The organism is Glaciecola sp. 33A (genome assembly GCF_002836745.1).
In the GTDB taxonomy this organism is placed as follows: domain Bacteria; phylum Pseudomonadota; class Gammaproteobacteria; order Enterobacterales; family Alteromonadaceae; genus Glaciecola.
Genome location: NZ_PJAR01000031.1, coordinates 45,607 through 62,394 on the forward strand (window position 1 = coordinate 45,607; position 16,788 = coordinate 62,394).

The following is a 16,788-nucleotide window of genomic DNA, read 5'->3' on the forward strand; positions in this document are numbered from 1 at the left end:
GAGTTTCCATTGAAAATATTTACTAAAACACTAATCGCGGGCGCTATGCTTAGCTCTGCATTGTTGACAACTGCTGTGCAAGCTGCGGAGCAAAAGTTCGGTGTTGTTGATGTACAAGGTATTGTGCGCTCATTGCCACAGTTTGCAGAAATAGCACAAATTGTGACTGGTGAATTCAAGGATCAAATCCAAGAAGTCAATACACAAAGCGAAGAATACAATTTCTTAATTCAAAAGCTTCAGCGTGAAAGTGCAACCATGAGTGATGCTGATAAAACGAAATTAGAAGACCAAATTATTGCACTGCAAAAAACATTACAAGAAAAAACCGGTCCACTTCAGAAAGACATGCAAACTCGTGAACAAGAAGAGCAAAGAAAATTGCTTGGTCTAGTGATGCAAGCTGTTGAAAAAATTGCAGCTGAAGGTAAGTATGATGTGGTTTTAAACAGAAGCACAACGCCTTTCGTAAAGCCTGAATTTGATATCTCACAGCAAGTATTAGAGCAAGTAACTAAAGCCCAGTAACAGTAAATAGAGGTCGTCAGTCGATGCAAATGATTGCGATATCTATAGTTCTGGCGAATATCAGGCCAACCAATCGGTTGGTCTGATTTGTTTTTGCTCCTCAAAAGTGTATCTTATGCATCCATGTTGCAGGACAAAAATAATAGAGTGACTGGCTAAGCGAAATCGATTCGCTTTAGACCGCAAAGGAAATATTTTGGCAGACTCACAAAAGACTATTTACATTAAAGAAATAATGGAATTACTACCCCATAGATATCCATTTCTATTAATCGATCGCGTTACTGATTACGAACTTGGCAAGTCAATTAAAGGGTATAAAAACATTACCTTTAATGAACCTTGTTTTACCGGCCACTTCCCGGGCCAACCTATTTTTCCCGGCGTAATGATCCTTGAAGGTTTAGCCCAAGCTGCTGGTGTGCTTGGTTTTAAAACCATGGGCAGTAGCGATCAATTGTATCTTTATGCAGGTATCGATAAAGCCCGATTTAAGCGTCCATGCGGACCTGGAGATCGCCTAGATTATGCGGTTGAGCTTATTAAAGAACGCCGCGGTATTTGGAAATTTTCTGGTGTCGCTACGGTTGATGGTGCGATAGTTTGCAGCGCTGATTTTATGTGTGCAATGAGAGATATGTAATATGATACATCCTTCATCGATAATATCAGCATCAGCTAACATTGGTAAAAATGTTCAAATAGGTGCATTTTGTATCATTGGCGATAATGTGGACATTGGCGATAACTGTGTGTTTAATTCACACATAGTGGTCAAAGGGCATTCAAAAATTGGTAAAAATAATGTGTTTTTCCAGTTTTGTTCTATCGGTGAAGATTGTCAGGACAAAAAATACGCAGGTGAAGCCACTTATCTTGAAATTGGTGACGACAATGTGTTTCGTGAGTCGTGCACTATTCATCGAGGCACGATACAAGACGAGAGTGTGACTCGAATTGGTAGTCGTAATTTATTTATGGTTAACGCGCATGTTGCGCACGATTGCGTGTTAGGTGACGACAATGTATTTGCAAATAACTGTACGATAGCGGGTCATGTTCACATTGCAAGTCAAGTCATTCTTGGTGGTATGACTGCGGTACATCAATTTTGTCACATTGGCGCGCACTCATTTACTGGCGGTGGTGCTGTTGTATTAAAGGACATACCTCCCTACATAATGGTCAGCGGCACTAAACATGTTCCTCAGGGTATTAATAGTGAAGGGTTGAAGCGTCGAGGCTTTACGCCATCTGCTATTATGGCGATTAAACGTGCCTACAAAGTCATTTACCGTAATGGCAATACAACCGACGAGGCACTGGTGCTGTTGAATGAAATGGCAGAGACAGAGCCCGATGTGAAAATTTTAGCTGATTTTGTGGCATCCTCAAAACGTGGCATCGTTCGCTAAATCGGATGACTACTGTTGAGTCACTGATAGATAAAATAACAAGTGATAAACCGCTGCGAATTGGTATTGTCGCCGGCGAAGCATCAGGTGATGTGCTCGCTGCTGGTTTTGTTGCCGTCCTCAAAAAGATGTACCCAAATGCCAGTTTCGAAGGTATTGGTGGTAAACATCTTACTGCGCTGGGCCTAGATTCTTTATTTGATATGGAAGAATTATCCGTAATGGGCTTAGTAGAAGTGCTAAAGCACTTGCCTCGTTTACTGCACATTCGCAAAACCGTTATTCAGCATTTTCTCAATAAACCGCCAGATATATTCATTGGTGTGGACGCCCCTGACTTTAATCTTGCGGTGGAAACAAAACTTAAAAAAGCCGGTATAAAAACGGTTCATTACATTAGTCCAACGATATGGGCGTGGCGCGAATCACGCATTCATAAAATAGCTAGAGCGACTAACTTAGTACTGGGTATTTTTCCATTCGAAGCCAGCATTTATCGACAGTACAAGGTGCCTTATCAATATGTCGGCCACACTATGGCTGATAGCATCCCACTAGTCCCGGACCAATCAGGCAAAAGAACACTGTTTGCATTGGAAAGTACCGATAAGGTATTGGCTTTATTGCCCGGAAGTCGTGCGCGAGAAGTTGACACTTTGCTGCCTGACTTTATAAAAGCAGCTGAGTTACTTGCGCTTAGCTTGCCCGCCTTAAAAGTGCTCATACCAGCGGCAAATGAGGCTCGAGAAAGACAAATCAAGTTGTTACTAAAAGAGCTTAAGCCAGTCGTGCACGTGCGAGTGACGCAAATGTCAGCTCGAGATGTGATGATCGCTGCTGATGCGGTGTTGTTGGCATCGGGTACGGCCACACTTGAAGCTATGCTGTGCAAAAAACCAATGGTCGTTGGCTATAAAATGTCTGCAATGACACACCTGATCATGCGGCGTTTGTATAAGCCGGATTTCTTTTCATTACCGAATATTTTAGCCAACGAAGAACTGGTACCCGAATTATTGCAAGAAGATGTGGTTCCGCAAAATATGGCTGATAAGTTAAGGCCCATGTTGCAAAGCCAGCCGCATGCATTAATATCACGCTTTACGCAATTACATAAAATGTTGCAGTTAAATGCTGATGAGCAAGCGGCAAGAGCGATTCAAGCTCTGTTGGCACGGACAAGCAGTGATGAGTAAACAAGCACAGTTAGATGCTATTAAGATGTCAATTCAGTGCTACTCATTAGTTGCCGGCGTCGATGAAGTCGGTCGTGGTCCATTAGCGGGTGACGTTGTTACAGCTGCCGTCATACTTGACCCTCAAAAGCCAATTTTAGGATTAGCTGATTCAAAAAAATTATCTGAAAAAAAACGTAATGAATTATCAGTACTGATTAAGCAAAACGCGTTATCATGGAGCCTAGGACGTGCAAGCGTATTGGAAATTGACCAGCTCAACATACTTCACGCCACTATGTTAGCTATGAAGCGCGCTGTTGAAGGATTGAATATTCAACCCGAACACGTGCTAGTGGATGGAAATCGCTGCCCAATTTGGACCTATAGTAGTCATGCTGTTGTCAAAGGTGATGCGTTATTTGCACAAATTTCGGCCGCTTCTATTATTGCCAAAGTGGCAAGGGACAATGAGATGATTGCGTTGGACAAACAGTATCCACAATATGGATTTGCAGCGCATAAAGGCTACCCTACAAAAGCACACGTAGCCGCATTACAAGAGCATGGCCCACTGTCATGTTATCGACAAAGTTTTAAGCCTGTACAGAGCGTTTTAGCTTTGTGGCAAGGCGAGTTACAGGACGAGGTAAAATAAGTGTCAGCCAATTTTGTACACTTACGAGTGCATAGCGATTATTCAATGCAAGACGGCTTAAACAAAGTAAAGCCGATTTTAGCAAAAACAAAATCCATGAATATGCCAGCAATTGCGATCACCGATCTGATGAATATGTGCGGTTTGGTGAAGTTCTATTCCGCTGCCTTTAGTATCGGTGTAAAGCCTATTATCGGTTGTGATATTTGGTTATTGTCTTCGCACTTTCCAGATGAAATAACGCGCTTAACCTTGATTGCTAAAAATATTCAAGGCTACAAAAACATCACCGAAATCATTTCCCGAGCTTATCGACAAGGCCACGTGCAGCATAAAGTCGTGGTGCGTCAAGAATGGCTAGCTGAATACGCGGAAGGTGTGATTGTTTTATCAGGCGCATTGGCGGGTGATCTGGGCATTGCGTTAACTAAAAATAATCCGGAAATTGCCAATAATATAAGTGCATTTTTTCGACAGCACTTTCACGACCATTTCTATATTGAGTTGATGCGCACGGGCCGTGATGGAGAAGAAGACTACATTCATCGCGCCGTTGAATGGGCCGCTCAGAATGACTTGCCGGTAGTGGCGACCAATGAAGTTTGCTTTATTGAGCCGGAAGGTTATGAACCCCATGAAGTGCGTGTTTGCATCAGTGAAGGTTATACACTAGATGACAAGCGTCGACCTAAAAAGCACAGTGAGCAGCAATACTTACGCAGCGCAGAGGAAATGACGGCGCTGTTTAAAGACATTCCTTCTGCAATACATAACAGCGTTGAAATAGCTAAACGCTGCAATGCCGAACTGACCTTAGGTGAGTACTTTTTACCGCAGTTCCCAACCGGTGATATGAGCACAGAGGACTTCTTGGTTAAAGTCTCTGAAGAAGGATTAGAACGCCGCTTAGGCAAAATATTTACCGATGAAGTTGAACGCCAAGAAAAACGCGCAGAGTACGATGAACGTCTTCAAAGAGAGCTCAAAGTTATTAACCAAATGGGCTTTCCTGGTTACTTCTTGATCGTGATGGAATTTATTCAGTGGAGCAAAGACAATAATATTCCGGTGGGTCCGGGGCGTGGGTCAGGCGCGGGCTCTTTAGTTGCCTATGCCTTAGATATTACCGACCTTGATCCGCTAGAGTTTGAGCTGCTTTTTGAACGCTTTTTGAATCCAGAACGGGTGTCCATGCCGGATTTCGATATCGACTTTTGTATGGACCGTCGCGACGAAGTCATTGATCACGTCGCAGAAATTTATGGTCGTGACGCGGTATCCCAAATTATTACCTTCGGCACGATGGCAGCAAAAGCGGTTATTCGTGATGTCGGCAGAGTGCTCGGTCATCCTTATGGCTTTGTTGACCGCATTTCAAAAATGATACCCGCTGATCCTGGCATGACATTGGAAAAAGCATTTGCCGTTGAGCCTCGATTACCTGAACTTTATGAGCAAGATGAAGATGTAAAAGAACTCATTGATACTGCGCGTATCCTTGAGGGCGTGACTCGAAACGCCGGTAAACATGCGGGAGGTGTTGTTATATCACCGACCACTATTACTGATTTTTCGCCGCTATACTGCGACGACACGGGTGCTAACCCCGTCACCCAATTTGATAAAAATGATGTTGAAACAGCTGGCTTAGTTAAATTCGATTTCTTGGGTTTGCGTACACTGACTATTATTCAGTGGGCAACCGATATGATCAGAAAAGTGCATGGGGTAGATGTCGATATTACGCAAATTCCTCTTGAAGACCCTAAATGCTTCAAAGTACTCCAAAAAGCTCAGACAACGGCAGTGTTTCAGCTCGAGTCTCGGGGAATGAAAGACTTAATCAACCGCCTCAAACCCGACTGTTTTGAAGACATAATCGCACTTGTGGCGCTGTTTAGACCGGGTCCATTGCAGTCTGGCATGGTTGATAACTTCATTGATAGAAAGCACGGTCGTGAAGCGATTTCATATCCTGATGCTGAGTATCAACATGAGTGTTTACGAGACATCCTTGAACCAACTTATGGCATTATTCTTTATCAAGAACAAGTAATGCAGATTGCTCAGGTAATGTCTGGGTATTCACTTGGTGGCGCTGACTTGTTGCGTCGAGCAATGGGTAAGAAAAACGCAGAAGAAATGGCTAAGCAGCGGGAGTCTTTTGAGCAAGGCGCTGCAGACAACAACATTGATGCCGAATTATCCATAAAAATATTCGACTTAGTTGAAAAGTTTGCCGGTTATGGTTTTAACAAATCACACTCCGCAGCTTATGCGCTGGTGTCTTATCAAACGCTTTGGCTAAAAACACATTACCCAGCTGAATTTATGTCCGCGGTTATGTCTGCAGATATGGATAACACGGACAAAATAGTCACCCTTGTGGATGAGTGTGGTCATATGAATCTGGATATTCTGCCGCCAGATCTTAATGCCGGACAATATAAGTTTACGGTCAATGCCGATGGCCAAATCGTGTATGGTATTGGCGCTATTAAAGGTGTTGGTGAAGGCGCTGTTGAAGCGATTATCGAAGCACGAGAACAGCAAGGTAAGTTTAAAGACTTGTTCGATTTTTGTGCTAAAGTTGATGTTAAACGCGTCAGTAAACGGGTACTTGAGAAGTTAGTACTTAGCGGTGCAATGGATAATTTGGGCCCGCATAGGGCCGCGTTAATGGCTACCATTAAAGATGCATTAAATGCTGCCAGTCAGCATGCAAAGGCGGAGCTTGCTGGTCAAGCTGACTTATTCGGTGTGCAAATCGAGTCAGCAGAAGACATCACCAATGCATTTGCGAAAGTGCCGGAGTGGTCAGAAAAAGTATGGTTAGATGGCGAAAAAGAAACCTTAGGACTATATTTGACTGGGCACCCAATTAATCAGTATTTGAAAGAGATTAAGCAATACACCGATGGCAGGTTAGCGGACTTAACGCCGACCAATCGTGACCACTTCATCAGCACCGTTGGATTAGTCATTGGGGTTCGTGTCATGACCAATAAAAAGGGTCGCCGATGGGGTATTGTGACATTAGATGACAAGTCTGCCAGAATGGATGTGCGTTTTTACCCAGAAATGTATGAACAATTTGAATCTGTGCTAGTTTCTGACAATTTATTGTGGGTAAAAGGACAGGTCAGCTTTGATGATTTTAACGGTGGCAATACAATAAACGCAAAAGATGTGTTAACAATTGTTCAAGCTCGTAGTAAATACGTTAAGCAATTAAAAATAAGTATTCCAGAAAAGTTGTGTACCTTGTCAACAGTCGCTAAAGTACAGGGCATATTGCAAGTATATAAGAATGGTACCTGCCCGCTGCATCTTCATGTACAACATGAAGATGCAGAAGTAACGATTGCTTCAGGTGCGCAATGGTGTGTAGAGCCAGAAGAACAATTATTAGCTGAGTTGCGCCATGTATTAGGCGCAGAGCAAGTTAACTTAGAATTTAACTAAAAACCTAGTATTAACTAGATTTTACAATGTGTTAGGATTAATCATGAGTGGACATTTTTTGGATTTCGAGCAGCCTATTGCTGAGTTAGAAGCCAAAATCCGAGAACTGCGTATCGTCAATCAAGGCGGCGAGTTCGACGTGAGTATAGAAGAAGTGATTGGCAAGCTGAAAGAAAAATGCGCTGAACAAACGAAAAAGGTTTTTTCAAATCTAGGGGCATGGCAAATCACACAAATTGCACGTCACCCTATGCGTCCTTACACTCAGGACTATATTAACAATATGCTGACTGACTTCGATGAATTAGCGGGTGATCGTGCTTATGCGGACGACAAAGCTATTATTGGCGGATTGGCAAAGTTAGATGGTATTCCTGTGATGGTTATTGGCCATCAAAAAGGGCGCGATACGCAAGAAAAAATCAAACGGAATTTTGGTATGCCGAAACCTGAAGGGTATCGCAAGGCACTGCGTTTAATGAATATGGCAGAAAGATTCAAGTTACCTATTCTTACCTTCATTGATACGCCCGGCGCTTATCCCGGCGTTGGCGCAGAAGAGCGCAATCAAAGTGAAGCGATAGCAATGAACTTAAAGGTGATGGCTGAGCTTACCGTTCCTATTATTTGCACGGTAATTGGCGAAGGTGGTTCTGGTGGTGCCTTAGCTATTGGTGTTGGCGATAGAGTGAATATGCTTCAATACAGTACTTATTCGGTTATTTCGCCGGAGGGTTGTGCGTCAATACTGTGGAAGAGTGCCGCAAAAGCGTCTACGGCAGCCGAAGCGATGGGTGTTACTGCGCCGCAAATTAAAGCACTAGGCCTCATTAACAGTATTGTAGAAGAGCCACTAGGTGCAGCACATAGAGATTACAGCGGCATGGCGGCTAATCTGAAAGCGGTATTAAAGCAACAGCTTTCACAACTGCAAACGTTACCAATAGAGACTTTGCTGGAAGAGCGTTACGAACGCCTAATGTCGTTTGGCTATTGTTAGTCACATTAACTGAACCGTATAGAAAGCGCGGATAGAAATCGCTTATAAAAAGCATCGATAGCTGGCTAGGCGTTTATTAATCTTAGCCACCGGCTTAGAACTAATGGAATTGCTATGTTTGTGAACCCACAGCTCGTAACAAGCATTCAGAGTTGTGTTCCACCTCACTGCAAGGCACTGACTATTGCATTGAGTGGCGGTGTTGACTCTGTCGTCATGTTGCATGCGTGCCTAAGCCTGCGAGCACAAACGAACGTTCCTTTCAACGTCAATGCTATTCATATTCACCATGGACTGAGTCCTAACGCCGATGATTGGTTAGCATTTTGTCAGCAGCTTTGTGAGCAATTTGAAATTTCACTGCAGTGCAAAATCTTATTTCAATATCAGAAAGTAAGCATTCAGCCAGCGCCTCGGCAAAGTCTCGAAGCATTAGCCAGAAATGCGAGGTATGCAGCATTAGATAAATTAGCGCCGCCAGACTCGCTGATTTTATTGGCACAACATGAAGATGACCAAGCCGAAACGGTCCTGCTGCAACTAAAACGTGGATCAGGGCCAAAAGGGCTGAGTGGCATGGCGCCACGATTTACAAAAACGAGTTCAGTAGAATATGCGCGACCTTGGATAAATGCAGGTATCTCAAAGCAAGACATCCTAACTTACGCTCAACAACATCAGTTAACGTGGGTTGAAGATGAGTCCAACCAAGACACCTCCTTTGATAGAAACTTTTTACGCAATAATGTCATGCCGATTTTAAGAGAAAAGTGGCCGCAAATTAACAAAACTATTATTAGAAGTGCATTGCTATGTGCGTCTCAAAATGAACTCATTGAAACATTAGCGAGGGAAGCGCTGAATAAAATTGAAAATGAACAAGCGGCATTGCCGCTATCCGGATTATGCGCCTTACCCGACGCATTGCTTAGCGAAGTTATTAGACTTTGGAGCACCCAGCAGATTGGTTTGACTGTTTCTGCAGCTCAATTAAACGAAATTCAAAAATTAAGAACGGCGAAAGCTGATCAGGTAGGTTATGTTCAAGTAAAAAATTGGCAATGCCGCAGCTTCAATCAGTATTTGTACTGGGTAGCGCTGTCAGACATTGCAGATGCCCCCATGGCTGCGCACGTTGTCAACATTGACTTAGACACACAGATTGAATGTTTGAAGGTCACCTACGGCGATTTGCATCGAAAGGTGCGTCTTTTTGCTAACCGACCGACTAAAACAATCAAAGCGTGGATGAAAGAATGGGAAGTTGAGCCGTGGCGACGCATGGCAATGCCTATTGTTTGCCTCAATGAGCAAATTATTGCCGTACAATTAGGCCCTAAACTTATTTTTAGTGCGCAATTTCAAACTGAATACCAACGCACTGACGCAATAGATAAACTTATTCAGCAACTGTAAAAACATGGCAACATGTTGTCCCTTGCTTGTCATCATCAATAATCTCGATAAATAAACGTCGTCGTATCAATTAGGCCGCTTTAAATAGGTTTTTACCAGAGTGTTTGGCTTGATACAAGGCCATGTCCGCGCGTTTAAACAAGCTCTCTTGTGTATCAAAATCATGAAACGTCGTTGCGCCAACACTTGTAGATACCTTATATTGTGTAAACAGAGGGTGTTCTGCAATGGTCTTTTGAATCCGTCTTGCAACGCGCTCATTGGCGGCTTGGTCACTGTCTACGAGCAAACAGCAAAACTCATCGCCGCCAAATCTAAAAGCGTGATCAGATTCGCGTAACGAACGGGTCAATAAATTAGAGAACTCCACGAGTACTTCATCACCTTGCTGGTGACCATGACGGTCATTAACTTGCTTGAAATTATCTAGGTCGAGAACAAGTAAACCGAAATTTTGCTTGGTCCGCAGGCTGATACTCATTAATTTATGCAGTGAGTCATTAAAATGTGAACGGTTACACAAACCTGTCAGCATGTCTTTGGTTGCAAGCTGACGAATTCGATAGAATTCCAGAGCATGTTTTAATCCCATGGCGTAGATTGCGTGTATTTCAGATAATAATTTGCGCTGCTGGGGCAGCAAAACTTGAGAAAATACATAGGCCAATTGAGCATGCTGTGGAGCACCGAAATGGTGACCGTAGTCGAGTGAAATTTTCATACTGCGAGCGTTTTTTACGACACTGCCGAAAAACAGATTTTGCTCCGCAAAGCTTATTTTTATTGAGGTACAAGGAAGTTTAACACTAAGCAACTGAAAATAAGTTTTTGCCAACTCTTCTAACTCAATGGTTTGCAGCATGCGCCGCATGATACAAGACGACTCACTATTTGATAGCATAGTGGTCATTTTCGTGTGATCGTATTCAAATGGTTGAGCAACAATAGGCTCAAGCATAGATAAATCCTTAGGTTCATTTTCCTTATTTACTTCAAGGATATCCACTGTTAACTCCAAATAGATTTCTGGTGATCTGTTTATCACTTATTTTATTTATGCGGACGTTATAAGCAAAACTGACGCTTTCTTGACGCTTGGATTGATTTAAAAGTCTTGTAGATAGCAATTAATGCTGTTAATACTTACTTGTACTATCTATTTGTACCGCTATCTTTTAATTGATAAGCAATACTTGTGCCTATTTTTTATTTTTCGAATTAGGAGAGTGTTTTGGACCAAGTTTTTATCAATATTATCGCCTTAATGGCACTGTCTGTTTTCTTGGTATGGTGCTTTAAACGTGCTGGGTTACCTGCAATCCTTGCCTATCTGCTGGCGGGTGTGATGGCGGGTCCTGAAGTACTGTCTCTTTATTCTGACCCAGAACAAATGCATTTTTTAGCCGAAGTCGGTATTGTATTTCTGCTGTTTTCATTAGGGCTTGAGTTTTCACTGCCCAAGCTAATTGCCATGCGCAATTTGGTGTTTGGGGTTGGCGCCGGGCAAATGCTATTAACAACAGCGATGTTTGCCGGTATCGCCTTATTACTAGGTCAATCGATAAGCACTTCAATTATTATTGGCGGTATGGTTGCGTTGTCGTCTACCGCCATTGTAATAAAACAAATTGAGGATGCTGGCCGCCTTAACACACCGCGCTCACAAATGGCCGTGAGCATATTACTGTTTCAAGACCTAGCGGTAGTCCCATTTCTTATTGCAATCCCGCTATTAGCCGCGAGCTCTGAGCAGAGTGTCGGCATTGCGCTGCTTATGGCACTGCTTAAAGGTGTTGTCGTCGTGGTGTTGCTGCTTTCTGTTGGACGCTGGCTATTGCCACGAATTTTTAATGAAGTTGCGCGTACGAGAACTGACGAGCTATTTGTGCTAACCACCATTCTGATTGCGTTGTTAGCGGCTTGGATTACCTACGCTTTTGGCTTATCTATGGCGCTAGGTGCTTTCTTAGCCGGCATGATGTTAAGCGAATCTCAATATCGGCATCAGTTGGAGGCTGACATTCGCCCATTTCGCGATATCTTAATGGGATTGTTTTTCATCACGGTGGGCATGAAACTGGAACTCAGTGTGTTGTTCTTTGAGTTTCATTGGGTGATGTTAGGCTTGATTGTCATGGTAGTCTTAAAAACCTTAGTGGTGGGCATCAGTGCGATTATTTTTAGGCAAAATAGACAGGACGCTTGGGCTGCTGGCATGAAGCTCGCGCAAATGGGCGAGTTTAGCTTCGTTATCGCAGCGTTGGCTGTGCAGAATCAGGTGATAAGTTCACAACAATCGTCAATGATAATAAGCATAGGCTTGTTGAGCATGGTGATGACGCCTTGGCTTATTAACGTCAGTGGTAAATTTGCGCAATGGATAGCACCGAACAAAGAGATTGAAGCAATAATAACCCACCCTACGCAAATAGAAGCTAAAGATTTACGTAATCACGTACTTATCTTAGGCTTTGGTCGGGTGGGACAATCCGTCGCGCGCATGCTTAAGTTAGAGGGGATTAAGTATGTTGCAATCGACTGCGATCCTATTCGAGTGCATGAAAGTCGATCGGCGGGTGAGAATGTGATGTTTGGTGACGTATCACAGCGCGACTTGCTAAAATCAGCCGGTATTGAAAATGCACAATTGGCACTCATTACTTTTGACCAACATGATAAAGCGCTAAAAGTAGTTAATGCTATTACTGCGTTAAAACCGGGTCTGACCGTTGTTGTGCGAACCAGAACAGATTTCCAACCTGACGACTTCTACTCGGCAGGTGCTTCACAAGTCGTGCCTGAAATACAAGAAGGTAGTTTGATGTTGGTCTCCCAGATTCTACATTATGCTGGTGTGCCGATGTCGCGCATATTGAAGCGTGTGCGCAATGAGCGCAAGAAAGGTTACCAACATATGCAGGGCTTTTATCCGGGCGAATCAACTGAAATAAGCTACAGTACAAAAGATAAACTTGAATTTATGCACGCCGTTGTTATAAGTGAAGGTGCTTTTGCGGTTAACAAAACAATTAAAGAATTAGATATTGAGGGCCGCCGTGTAAAAGTCACGGGACTAAGGCGTAATAATATAGAAATAGAAGAACCTGATTCTGACACGCTTATCCTTGCTAACGATGTATTAGTTATTTCTGGCAAGCCCAGAAGAGTAGAACGTATAGAGAACTTTTTACTTTACGGAAATTAATCCAATAAAATAAATCAAATACAGTAAAATACAATTAATTGTTAATTTTTAGGATAGTCGAATTGGCCGTTCATTGGTTCCCAGGGCATATGCACAAAGCCCTAAAAGAAATAAAAGAAGCGCTTAGTCAGGTTGATATTCTGATTGAAGTACTTGATGCGCGCATTCCGTATTCAAGTGAAAACCCAGAAATAGCAAAGATTAGGGGCGATAAACCGTGTCTGAAAATTCTAAATAAAGCAGATCTAGCCGACCCAGAAATGACGGCTAAATGGCAAGCGCATTTGGAGGCAGAGCGGGGTGTTAAGACCTTCACGACATCCACTGATGACACCGCAAAAACGAAACAAATCATTGAACTTATTCGTAAAACTTGCGCGCAAAAAGACGCATCAGTAAAAACTATCAACGCGATGATTATGGGGATCCCCAATGTTGGTAAGTCTACCTTAATCAATATTCTAGCCGATCGAGTTATTGCAAAAACAGGTAACGAACCCGCTGTCACTAAAAATCAACAACGTATTAATTTAGGTAGCGGTATCGTTTTGTTCGATACTCCGGGCGTGTTGTGGCCAAAACTTGAAAATCCTAACACAGGCTACCGATTAGCGGCCTCAGGGGCAGTCAAAGACACCGCCATGGAATATGATGATGTGGGTTTTTATGCGGCCGATTACTTAATTAAAGCCTATCCTGAAATGATGAAAGAACGCTTTAAAATAGATCAACTACCCAATACCGAAATAGAATTTTTAGAACTTGCTGCAGCCAAACGTGGCGCTTTAAGGGCTGGTGGACGAGTTAATCTGCATAAAATATGTGAAGTGTTAATCAATGAATTACGCTCGGGGAAATTAGGTCGGATAACACTTGAAACACCCGATATGCTGATTGAAGAAAAGAAAGAAATGGCCGAAGTCGCGGCGAAAAAGATAAGCGATAAAGATAAGCGTAAACAGAAGTTTAAAGATGGCTCTTTAACGCCAGATAAAAAAGATAGAAAAGAAAAGCGTGAAGAAAAAAGAGCGGAGCAAAGTGCGCGAATGAAGAAGCGCACATAGTTATATACATTCTTAGGCGCTCTGCTCCCCTTGGTTTTTAATATTGCTAACGTAAAGCACGAGTTAGCACATATTCTAATGCGCCTGTTATAGCGGCAACTTGTGCTTTAATGCAAATCTCGGGTGTCGTATTCGGACTGTCCGGATAAACCTCAGTTGTGCTGACATAGATAGCGTCTGTAAATCCACCGCATAAGAAAAGGGGCTTTTTATCATAGTTTATGACGCCCAATTGGAGCGTGTTAGAACCAATTATTTTACCACTGCTGTCAGCCTCAGCAATATGTGTCACTTGTTTAACGGTATTAATAATCGCGGTTTGAAAATCATTTTGCGGGCGAGCACTGTCACCAACCGTGTAAAAACCATCTGGAATTTCCCATAAGTCTTGCTTAGTGGCGTCTCTTGCCGTCATTGCAGGACGAAATTCTGAGTTATCGGTGTCAGTCGTTTCATGCAAATCAATATGCATAATGATGTTTAAGCCTAACTCATTCGCGCACTGCATGGCTAAATTTGCTTCGTCGGTTGGCCCCTCGTTGTAAAACGACCTGTTTGGGTCAATGGTATACGGGTTCCAGCGATTGATAGTTTCGTAGCCCCAAGGGCTTATGCAAGGTAAGACCAATATATTAGCTTTACCCGAGTACTTTTGAGCGTGCTTCTCAATAAAGTCTAAAGCCCCATGTATGCCGCTTGTTTCATAACCATGCACGCCACCGGAAACGAGAATAGTGTCCCGATCCTTATCGAATGTACCTACTTTTACATAATATAAAGGGTAGTCACAGAAGCCTAATTCAGCATAGGCTAATACCCCATATTGCTGAACCTCATACTGAGTATTATCCAATGCTGCTAACCTTTGTTCAACATCATCAAAGTAGCTTCGTTTTACAGTCTGCGTTGCTAGCCATTCTCGCTTCTGTGCTGTATCCCAGGCTTGACCTGGAATACCAATTGAATATTCTTCATATTGAGTAGTCATGTATGCTATTGGTTCCTATTTTAGATCTGCAAATTGTTGGTTCAAAGAATACTTTTCATCGGTAACAATACGCTCAAGTGTTTCAATTCGCGCATTCATTTGTTGAATTTGCACTTGCAAATCGTCACGCTCTTCTTTACTAAATTTTTTAGATTCTGTCACTTTTTTACTCGATAGCGTGGATATGATACTCGTGATCCCGCCCACAACAATCGCCACAATAATAATCGCCGTTAAGTTCATTCTGATCCTCCTGTTTTTATATTATTCGATAAGCAACGTCATTGTCCGTTTTATTTGTAGTTGTTAATAACGGGTCCAACAATTACTACCGACACAAAATGTCTATTTGTTCTGAATGTCCACATTCGTAATAGTAGATATTTTATCCCCACTAATAAAGCTCTACGTGCTTAAAATAGGTCGGTTTATGTCATATTACAAAATGCCGCCACTGTTACTGATGAAAATACTAACTTTGATGTGAGTATTTATATGTCTCTACTTTATATTCAGTAAACCCTTTTGCAAAAGCTTTGCCAATAATAATCTGTAATAAAATCAGTCTATTATGTTTTTCTCGGATGAAGTGATCAACTTTATATTAGTTAATTAGCTAATAATAGGTGAATTTGACCAGTATTTTACCGTAACTGCCTAGCGTAACTACGTGTCATTATTAACTATTATTTTCAAAGTGACACAGGTATATCAACTTAGTATGATGACGGGATACTCAGTCGCAAATTTATGTACCCCCAAATTTATGTTTAACCAAGCGAAGTTTGAATGATAAATAATAATAAAGAGCTGGCGTCACAGAGCACATCAAGCCGAAGCCTTAAAAAATCCAATCAACGACAAAAAAGTGGTGTTGAAGTGAGACATTTCTCTGACGATGGTGAAAACGAGGTTGATGCCGCGTTCATGCGCCAAGCAATGTTATTAGCAAAAAAAGCACAGGCGATTGGCGAAGTGCCTGTGGGCGCGATTATTGTGGTGGACTCAATTATTGTCGGGCAGGGCTACAACCAGTCAATTGCCTTACATGATCCATCAGCGCATGCCGAAATGTTGGCATTAAGAGAAGCAGCAAGAAACCTAGAGAACTACAGAGTTCTCGATGCCACACTTTACGTTACGCTTGAACCTTGTCCCATGTGTGCAGGAGCAATGGTTCACGGGCGCGTGAAGAGGATTGTTTTTGGTGCTTATGATCAAAAAACCGGTGCTGCAGGAACCACCATGAACCTGGTTCAACATGATACTCTGAATCACAAAATGGAAGTTACTGGAGGGTGCTTACAGGATGAATGTGGTGCGCAAATCTCGGCGTTTTTTAAACAAAGGAGGAAGCAGAAGAAAGGCTAGGTTAGCAGTCATCACTCGATTCTTCTGTTAGTCCAACGATTGCAAAGTGTTTGCGACGTGCCATCACTTTTTGATGGTTTTTCTTAAGCATTGTTCTGCGTTGATTACTTGCTCTCAATGAACGAGAAGCGGTGAAACTTTTATTTCTTTTCATAGATACCTCTTATTTCTTTAACGTTTGTCTATTTGCAACAAACGCTCTTCAAATTAATCACTAATTACTTTTACTGCTCAGCCCATCATTTTGTGAGCTGATTATTACTTATTCTTAGATGACAATGTTTTGCTTTAGTTCAATCTAACGGCTGCCGATGTCGTTTGTCTCACGTTACAGTAAATATAAATACAATCAAGGTGTTAGTAAATCTTTCCAGTCGCACTTGTAAATTATTTTGTGGCATCCTTTCGGATCGCTTCCGCGACAAAATCATCGGCATCGCTTTTACCATTTGAGCTCTCTATTTTTTCTCGCTCATTATAAATATCTGTTGGACGATAATAAA

At 42.3% G+C, this 16,788-nt stretch carries 15 protein-coding genes; 11 read left to right on the forward strand and 4 right to left on the reverse strand.

What is annotated here, in order from left to right; translation table 11 throughout:
• The first annotated feature begins 9 nt into the window (after positions 1-9).
• From CXF81_RS05495 to tilS, 8 genes are all read left to right on the forward strand, one after another.
• Positions 10-528, forward strand: coding sequence for an OmpH family outer membrane protein (locus CXF81_RS05495; protein WP_101180371.1), 519 nt, complete (start codon positions 10-12; stop codon positions 526-528).
• 196 nt (positions 529-724) lie between these two features.
• Positions 725-1,171: a 3-hydroxyacyl-ACP dehydratase FabZ gene (gene fabZ / locus CXF81_RS05500; RefSeq protein WP_006012890.1), complete on the forward strand. Its 447-nt coding sequence runs from the start codon at positions 725-727 to the stop codon at positions 1,169-1,171.
• Position 1,172: 1 nt separating this feature from the next.
• Positions 1,173-1,943, forward strand: coding sequence for an acyl-ACP--UDP-N-acetylglucosamine O-acyltransferase (gene lpxA / locus CXF81_RS05505; RefSeq protein WP_101180372.1), 771 nt, complete (start codon positions 1,173-1,175; stop codon positions 1,941-1,943).
• Between the two features lie 5 nt (positions 1,944-1,948).
• A complete protein-coding gene (gene lpxB, locus CXF81_RS05510) occupies positions 1,949-3,139 on the forward strand; it encodes a lipid-A-disaccharide synthase (protein ID WP_101180373.1) in 1,191 nt (396 codons plus the stop codon).
• Between the two features lie 25 nt (positions 3,140-3,164).
• Positions 3,165-3,776 carry a ribonuclease HII gene (gene rnhB / locus CXF81_RS05515; protein ID WP_101180402.1) on the forward strand — a complete coding sequence of 204 codons (612 nt, stop codon included), beginning with the start codon at positions 3,165-3,167 and terminating at the stop codon, positions 3,774-3,776.
• A 45-nt stretch (positions 3,777-3,821) separates the two neighbouring features.
• Entirely contained in the window at positions 3,822-7,241 is a 3,420-nt protein-coding gene (gene dnaE / locus CXF81_RS05520; RefSeq protein ID WP_232771791.1) for a DNA polymerase III subunit alpha, read from the forward strand.
• Positions 7,242-7,284: 43 nt separating this feature from the next.
• The gene (gene accA / locus CXF81_RS05525) at positions 7,285-8,241 is read left to right on the forward strand and encodes an acetyl-CoA carboxylase carboxyl transferase subunit alpha (protein ID WP_101180375.1); all 957 of its coding nucleotides are present in this window, start codon (positions 7,285-7,287) and stop codon (positions 8,239-8,241) included.
• Positions 8,242-8,355: 114 nt separating this feature from the next.
• The gene (tilS, locus tag CXF81_RS05530) at positions 8,356-9,657 is read left to right on the forward strand and encodes a tRNA lysidine(34) synthetase TilS (protein ID WP_101180376.1); all 1,302 of its coding nucleotides are present in this window, start codon (positions 8,356-8,358) and stop codon (positions 9,655-9,657) included.
• A gap of 70 nt (positions 9,658-9,727) precedes the next feature.
• On the opposite strand, the gene CXF81_RS05535 is transcribed toward tilS, so the two are convergent.
• Positions 9,728-10,663 carry a GGDEF domain-containing protein gene (locus tag CXF81_RS05535; protein ID WP_101180377.1) on the reverse strand — a complete coding sequence of 312 codons (936 nt, stop codon included), beginning with the start codon at positions 10,661-10,663 and terminating at the stop codon, positions 9,728-9,730.
• 225 nt (positions 10,664-10,888) lie between these two features.
• Here CXF81_RS05535 and CXF81_RS05540 point away from each other — a divergent pair, with 225 nt between their 5' ends.
• Positions 10,889-12,862, forward strand: a complete 1,974-nt coding sequence (locus CXF81_RS05540; RefSeq protein ID WP_101180378.1) for a cation:proton antiporter — start codon at positions 10,889-10,891, stop codon at positions 12,860-12,862.
• A gap of 62 nt (positions 12,863-12,924) precedes the next feature.
• Positions 12,925-13,926 (forward strand): ribosome biogenesis GTPase YlqF, encoded by a 1,002-nt coding sequence (ylqF, locus tag CXF81_RS05545; protein ID WP_101180379.1) that lies wholly within the window; start codon positions 12,925-12,927, stop codon positions 13,924-13,926.
• A gap of 46 nt (positions 13,927-13,972) precedes the next feature.
• On the opposite strand, the gene CXF81_RS05550 is transcribed toward ylqF, so the two are convergent.
• Both CXF81_RS05550 and CXF81_RS05555 read right to left on the reverse strand, forming a co-directional pair.
• Positions 13,973-14,914 (reverse strand): succinylglutamate desuccinylase/aspartoacylase family protein, encoded by a 942-nt coding sequence (locus tag CXF81_RS05550; RefSeq protein WP_101180380.1) that lies wholly within the window; start codon positions 14,912-14,914, stop codon positions 13,973-13,975.
• Between the two features lie 15 nt (positions 14,915-14,929).
• A complete protein-coding gene (locus CXF81_RS05555) occupies positions 14,930-15,157 on the reverse strand; it encodes a hypothetical protein (protein WP_101180381.1) in 228 nt (75 codons plus the stop codon).
• 546 nt (positions 15,158-15,703) lie between these two features.
• Between CXF81_RS05555 and tadA the strand changes: the two genes are divergently transcribed.
• Complete coding sequence (tadA, locus tag CXF81_RS05560) at positions 15,704-16,285, forward strand: tRNA adenosine(34) deaminase TadA (protein ID WP_101180382.1); 582 nt, start codon at positions 15,704-15,706, stop codon at positions 16,283-16,285.
• 1 nt (position 16,286) lies between these two features.
• Here tadA and CXF81_RS20025 read toward each other — a convergent pair whose 3' ends face one another.
• Positions 16,287-16,439, reverse strand: coding sequence for a hypothetical protein (locus CXF81_RS20025; protein ID WP_198556330.1), 153 nt, complete (start codon positions 16,437-16,439; stop codon positions 16,287-16,289).
• Positions 16,440-16,788: the final 349 nt, after the last annotated feature.

Excerpts from the sequence above, each read along its gene's own strand:
- lpxA (WP_101180372.1), top strand. The coding sequence starts at position 1,173 with ATGATACATCCTTCATCGATAATATCAGCATCAGCTAACATTGGTAAA.
- lpxB (WP_101180373.1), top strand. The coding sequence starts at position 1,949 with ATGACTACTGTTGAGTCACTGATAGATAAAATAACAAGTGATAAACCG.
- rnhB (WP_101180402.1), top strand. The coding sequence starts at position 3,165 with ATGTCAATTCAGTGCTACTCATTAGTTGCCGGCGTCGATGAAGTCGGT.
- dnaE (WP_232771791.1), top strand. The coding sequence starts at position 3,822 with ATGCAAGACGGCTTAAACAAAGTAAAGCCGATTTTAGCAAAAACAAAA.
- accA (WP_101180375.1), top strand. The coding sequence starts at position 7,285 with ATGAGTGGACATTTTTTGGATTTCGAGCAGCCTATTGCTGAGTTAGAA.
- tilS (WP_101180376.1), top strand. The coding sequence starts at position 8,356 with ATGTTTGTGAACCCACAGCTCGTAACAAGCATTCAGAGTTGTGTTCCA.
- CXF81_RS05550 (WP_101180380.1), bottom strand. The coding sequence starts at position 14,914 with ATGACTACTCAATATGAAGAATATTCAATTGGTATTCCAGGTCAAGCC.
- CXF81_RS05555 (WP_101180381.1), bottom strand. The coding sequence starts at position 15,157 with ATGAACTTAACGGCGATTATTATTGTGGCGATTGTTGTGGGCGGGATC.
- tadA (WP_101180382.1), top strand. The coding sequence starts at position 15,704 with ATGATAAATAATAATAAAGAGCTGGCGTCACAGAGCACATCAAGCCGA.
- CXF81_RS20025 (WP_198556330.1), bottom strand. The coding sequence starts at position 16,439 with ATGAAAAGAAATAAAAGTTTCACCGCTTCTCGTTCATTGAGAGCAAGT.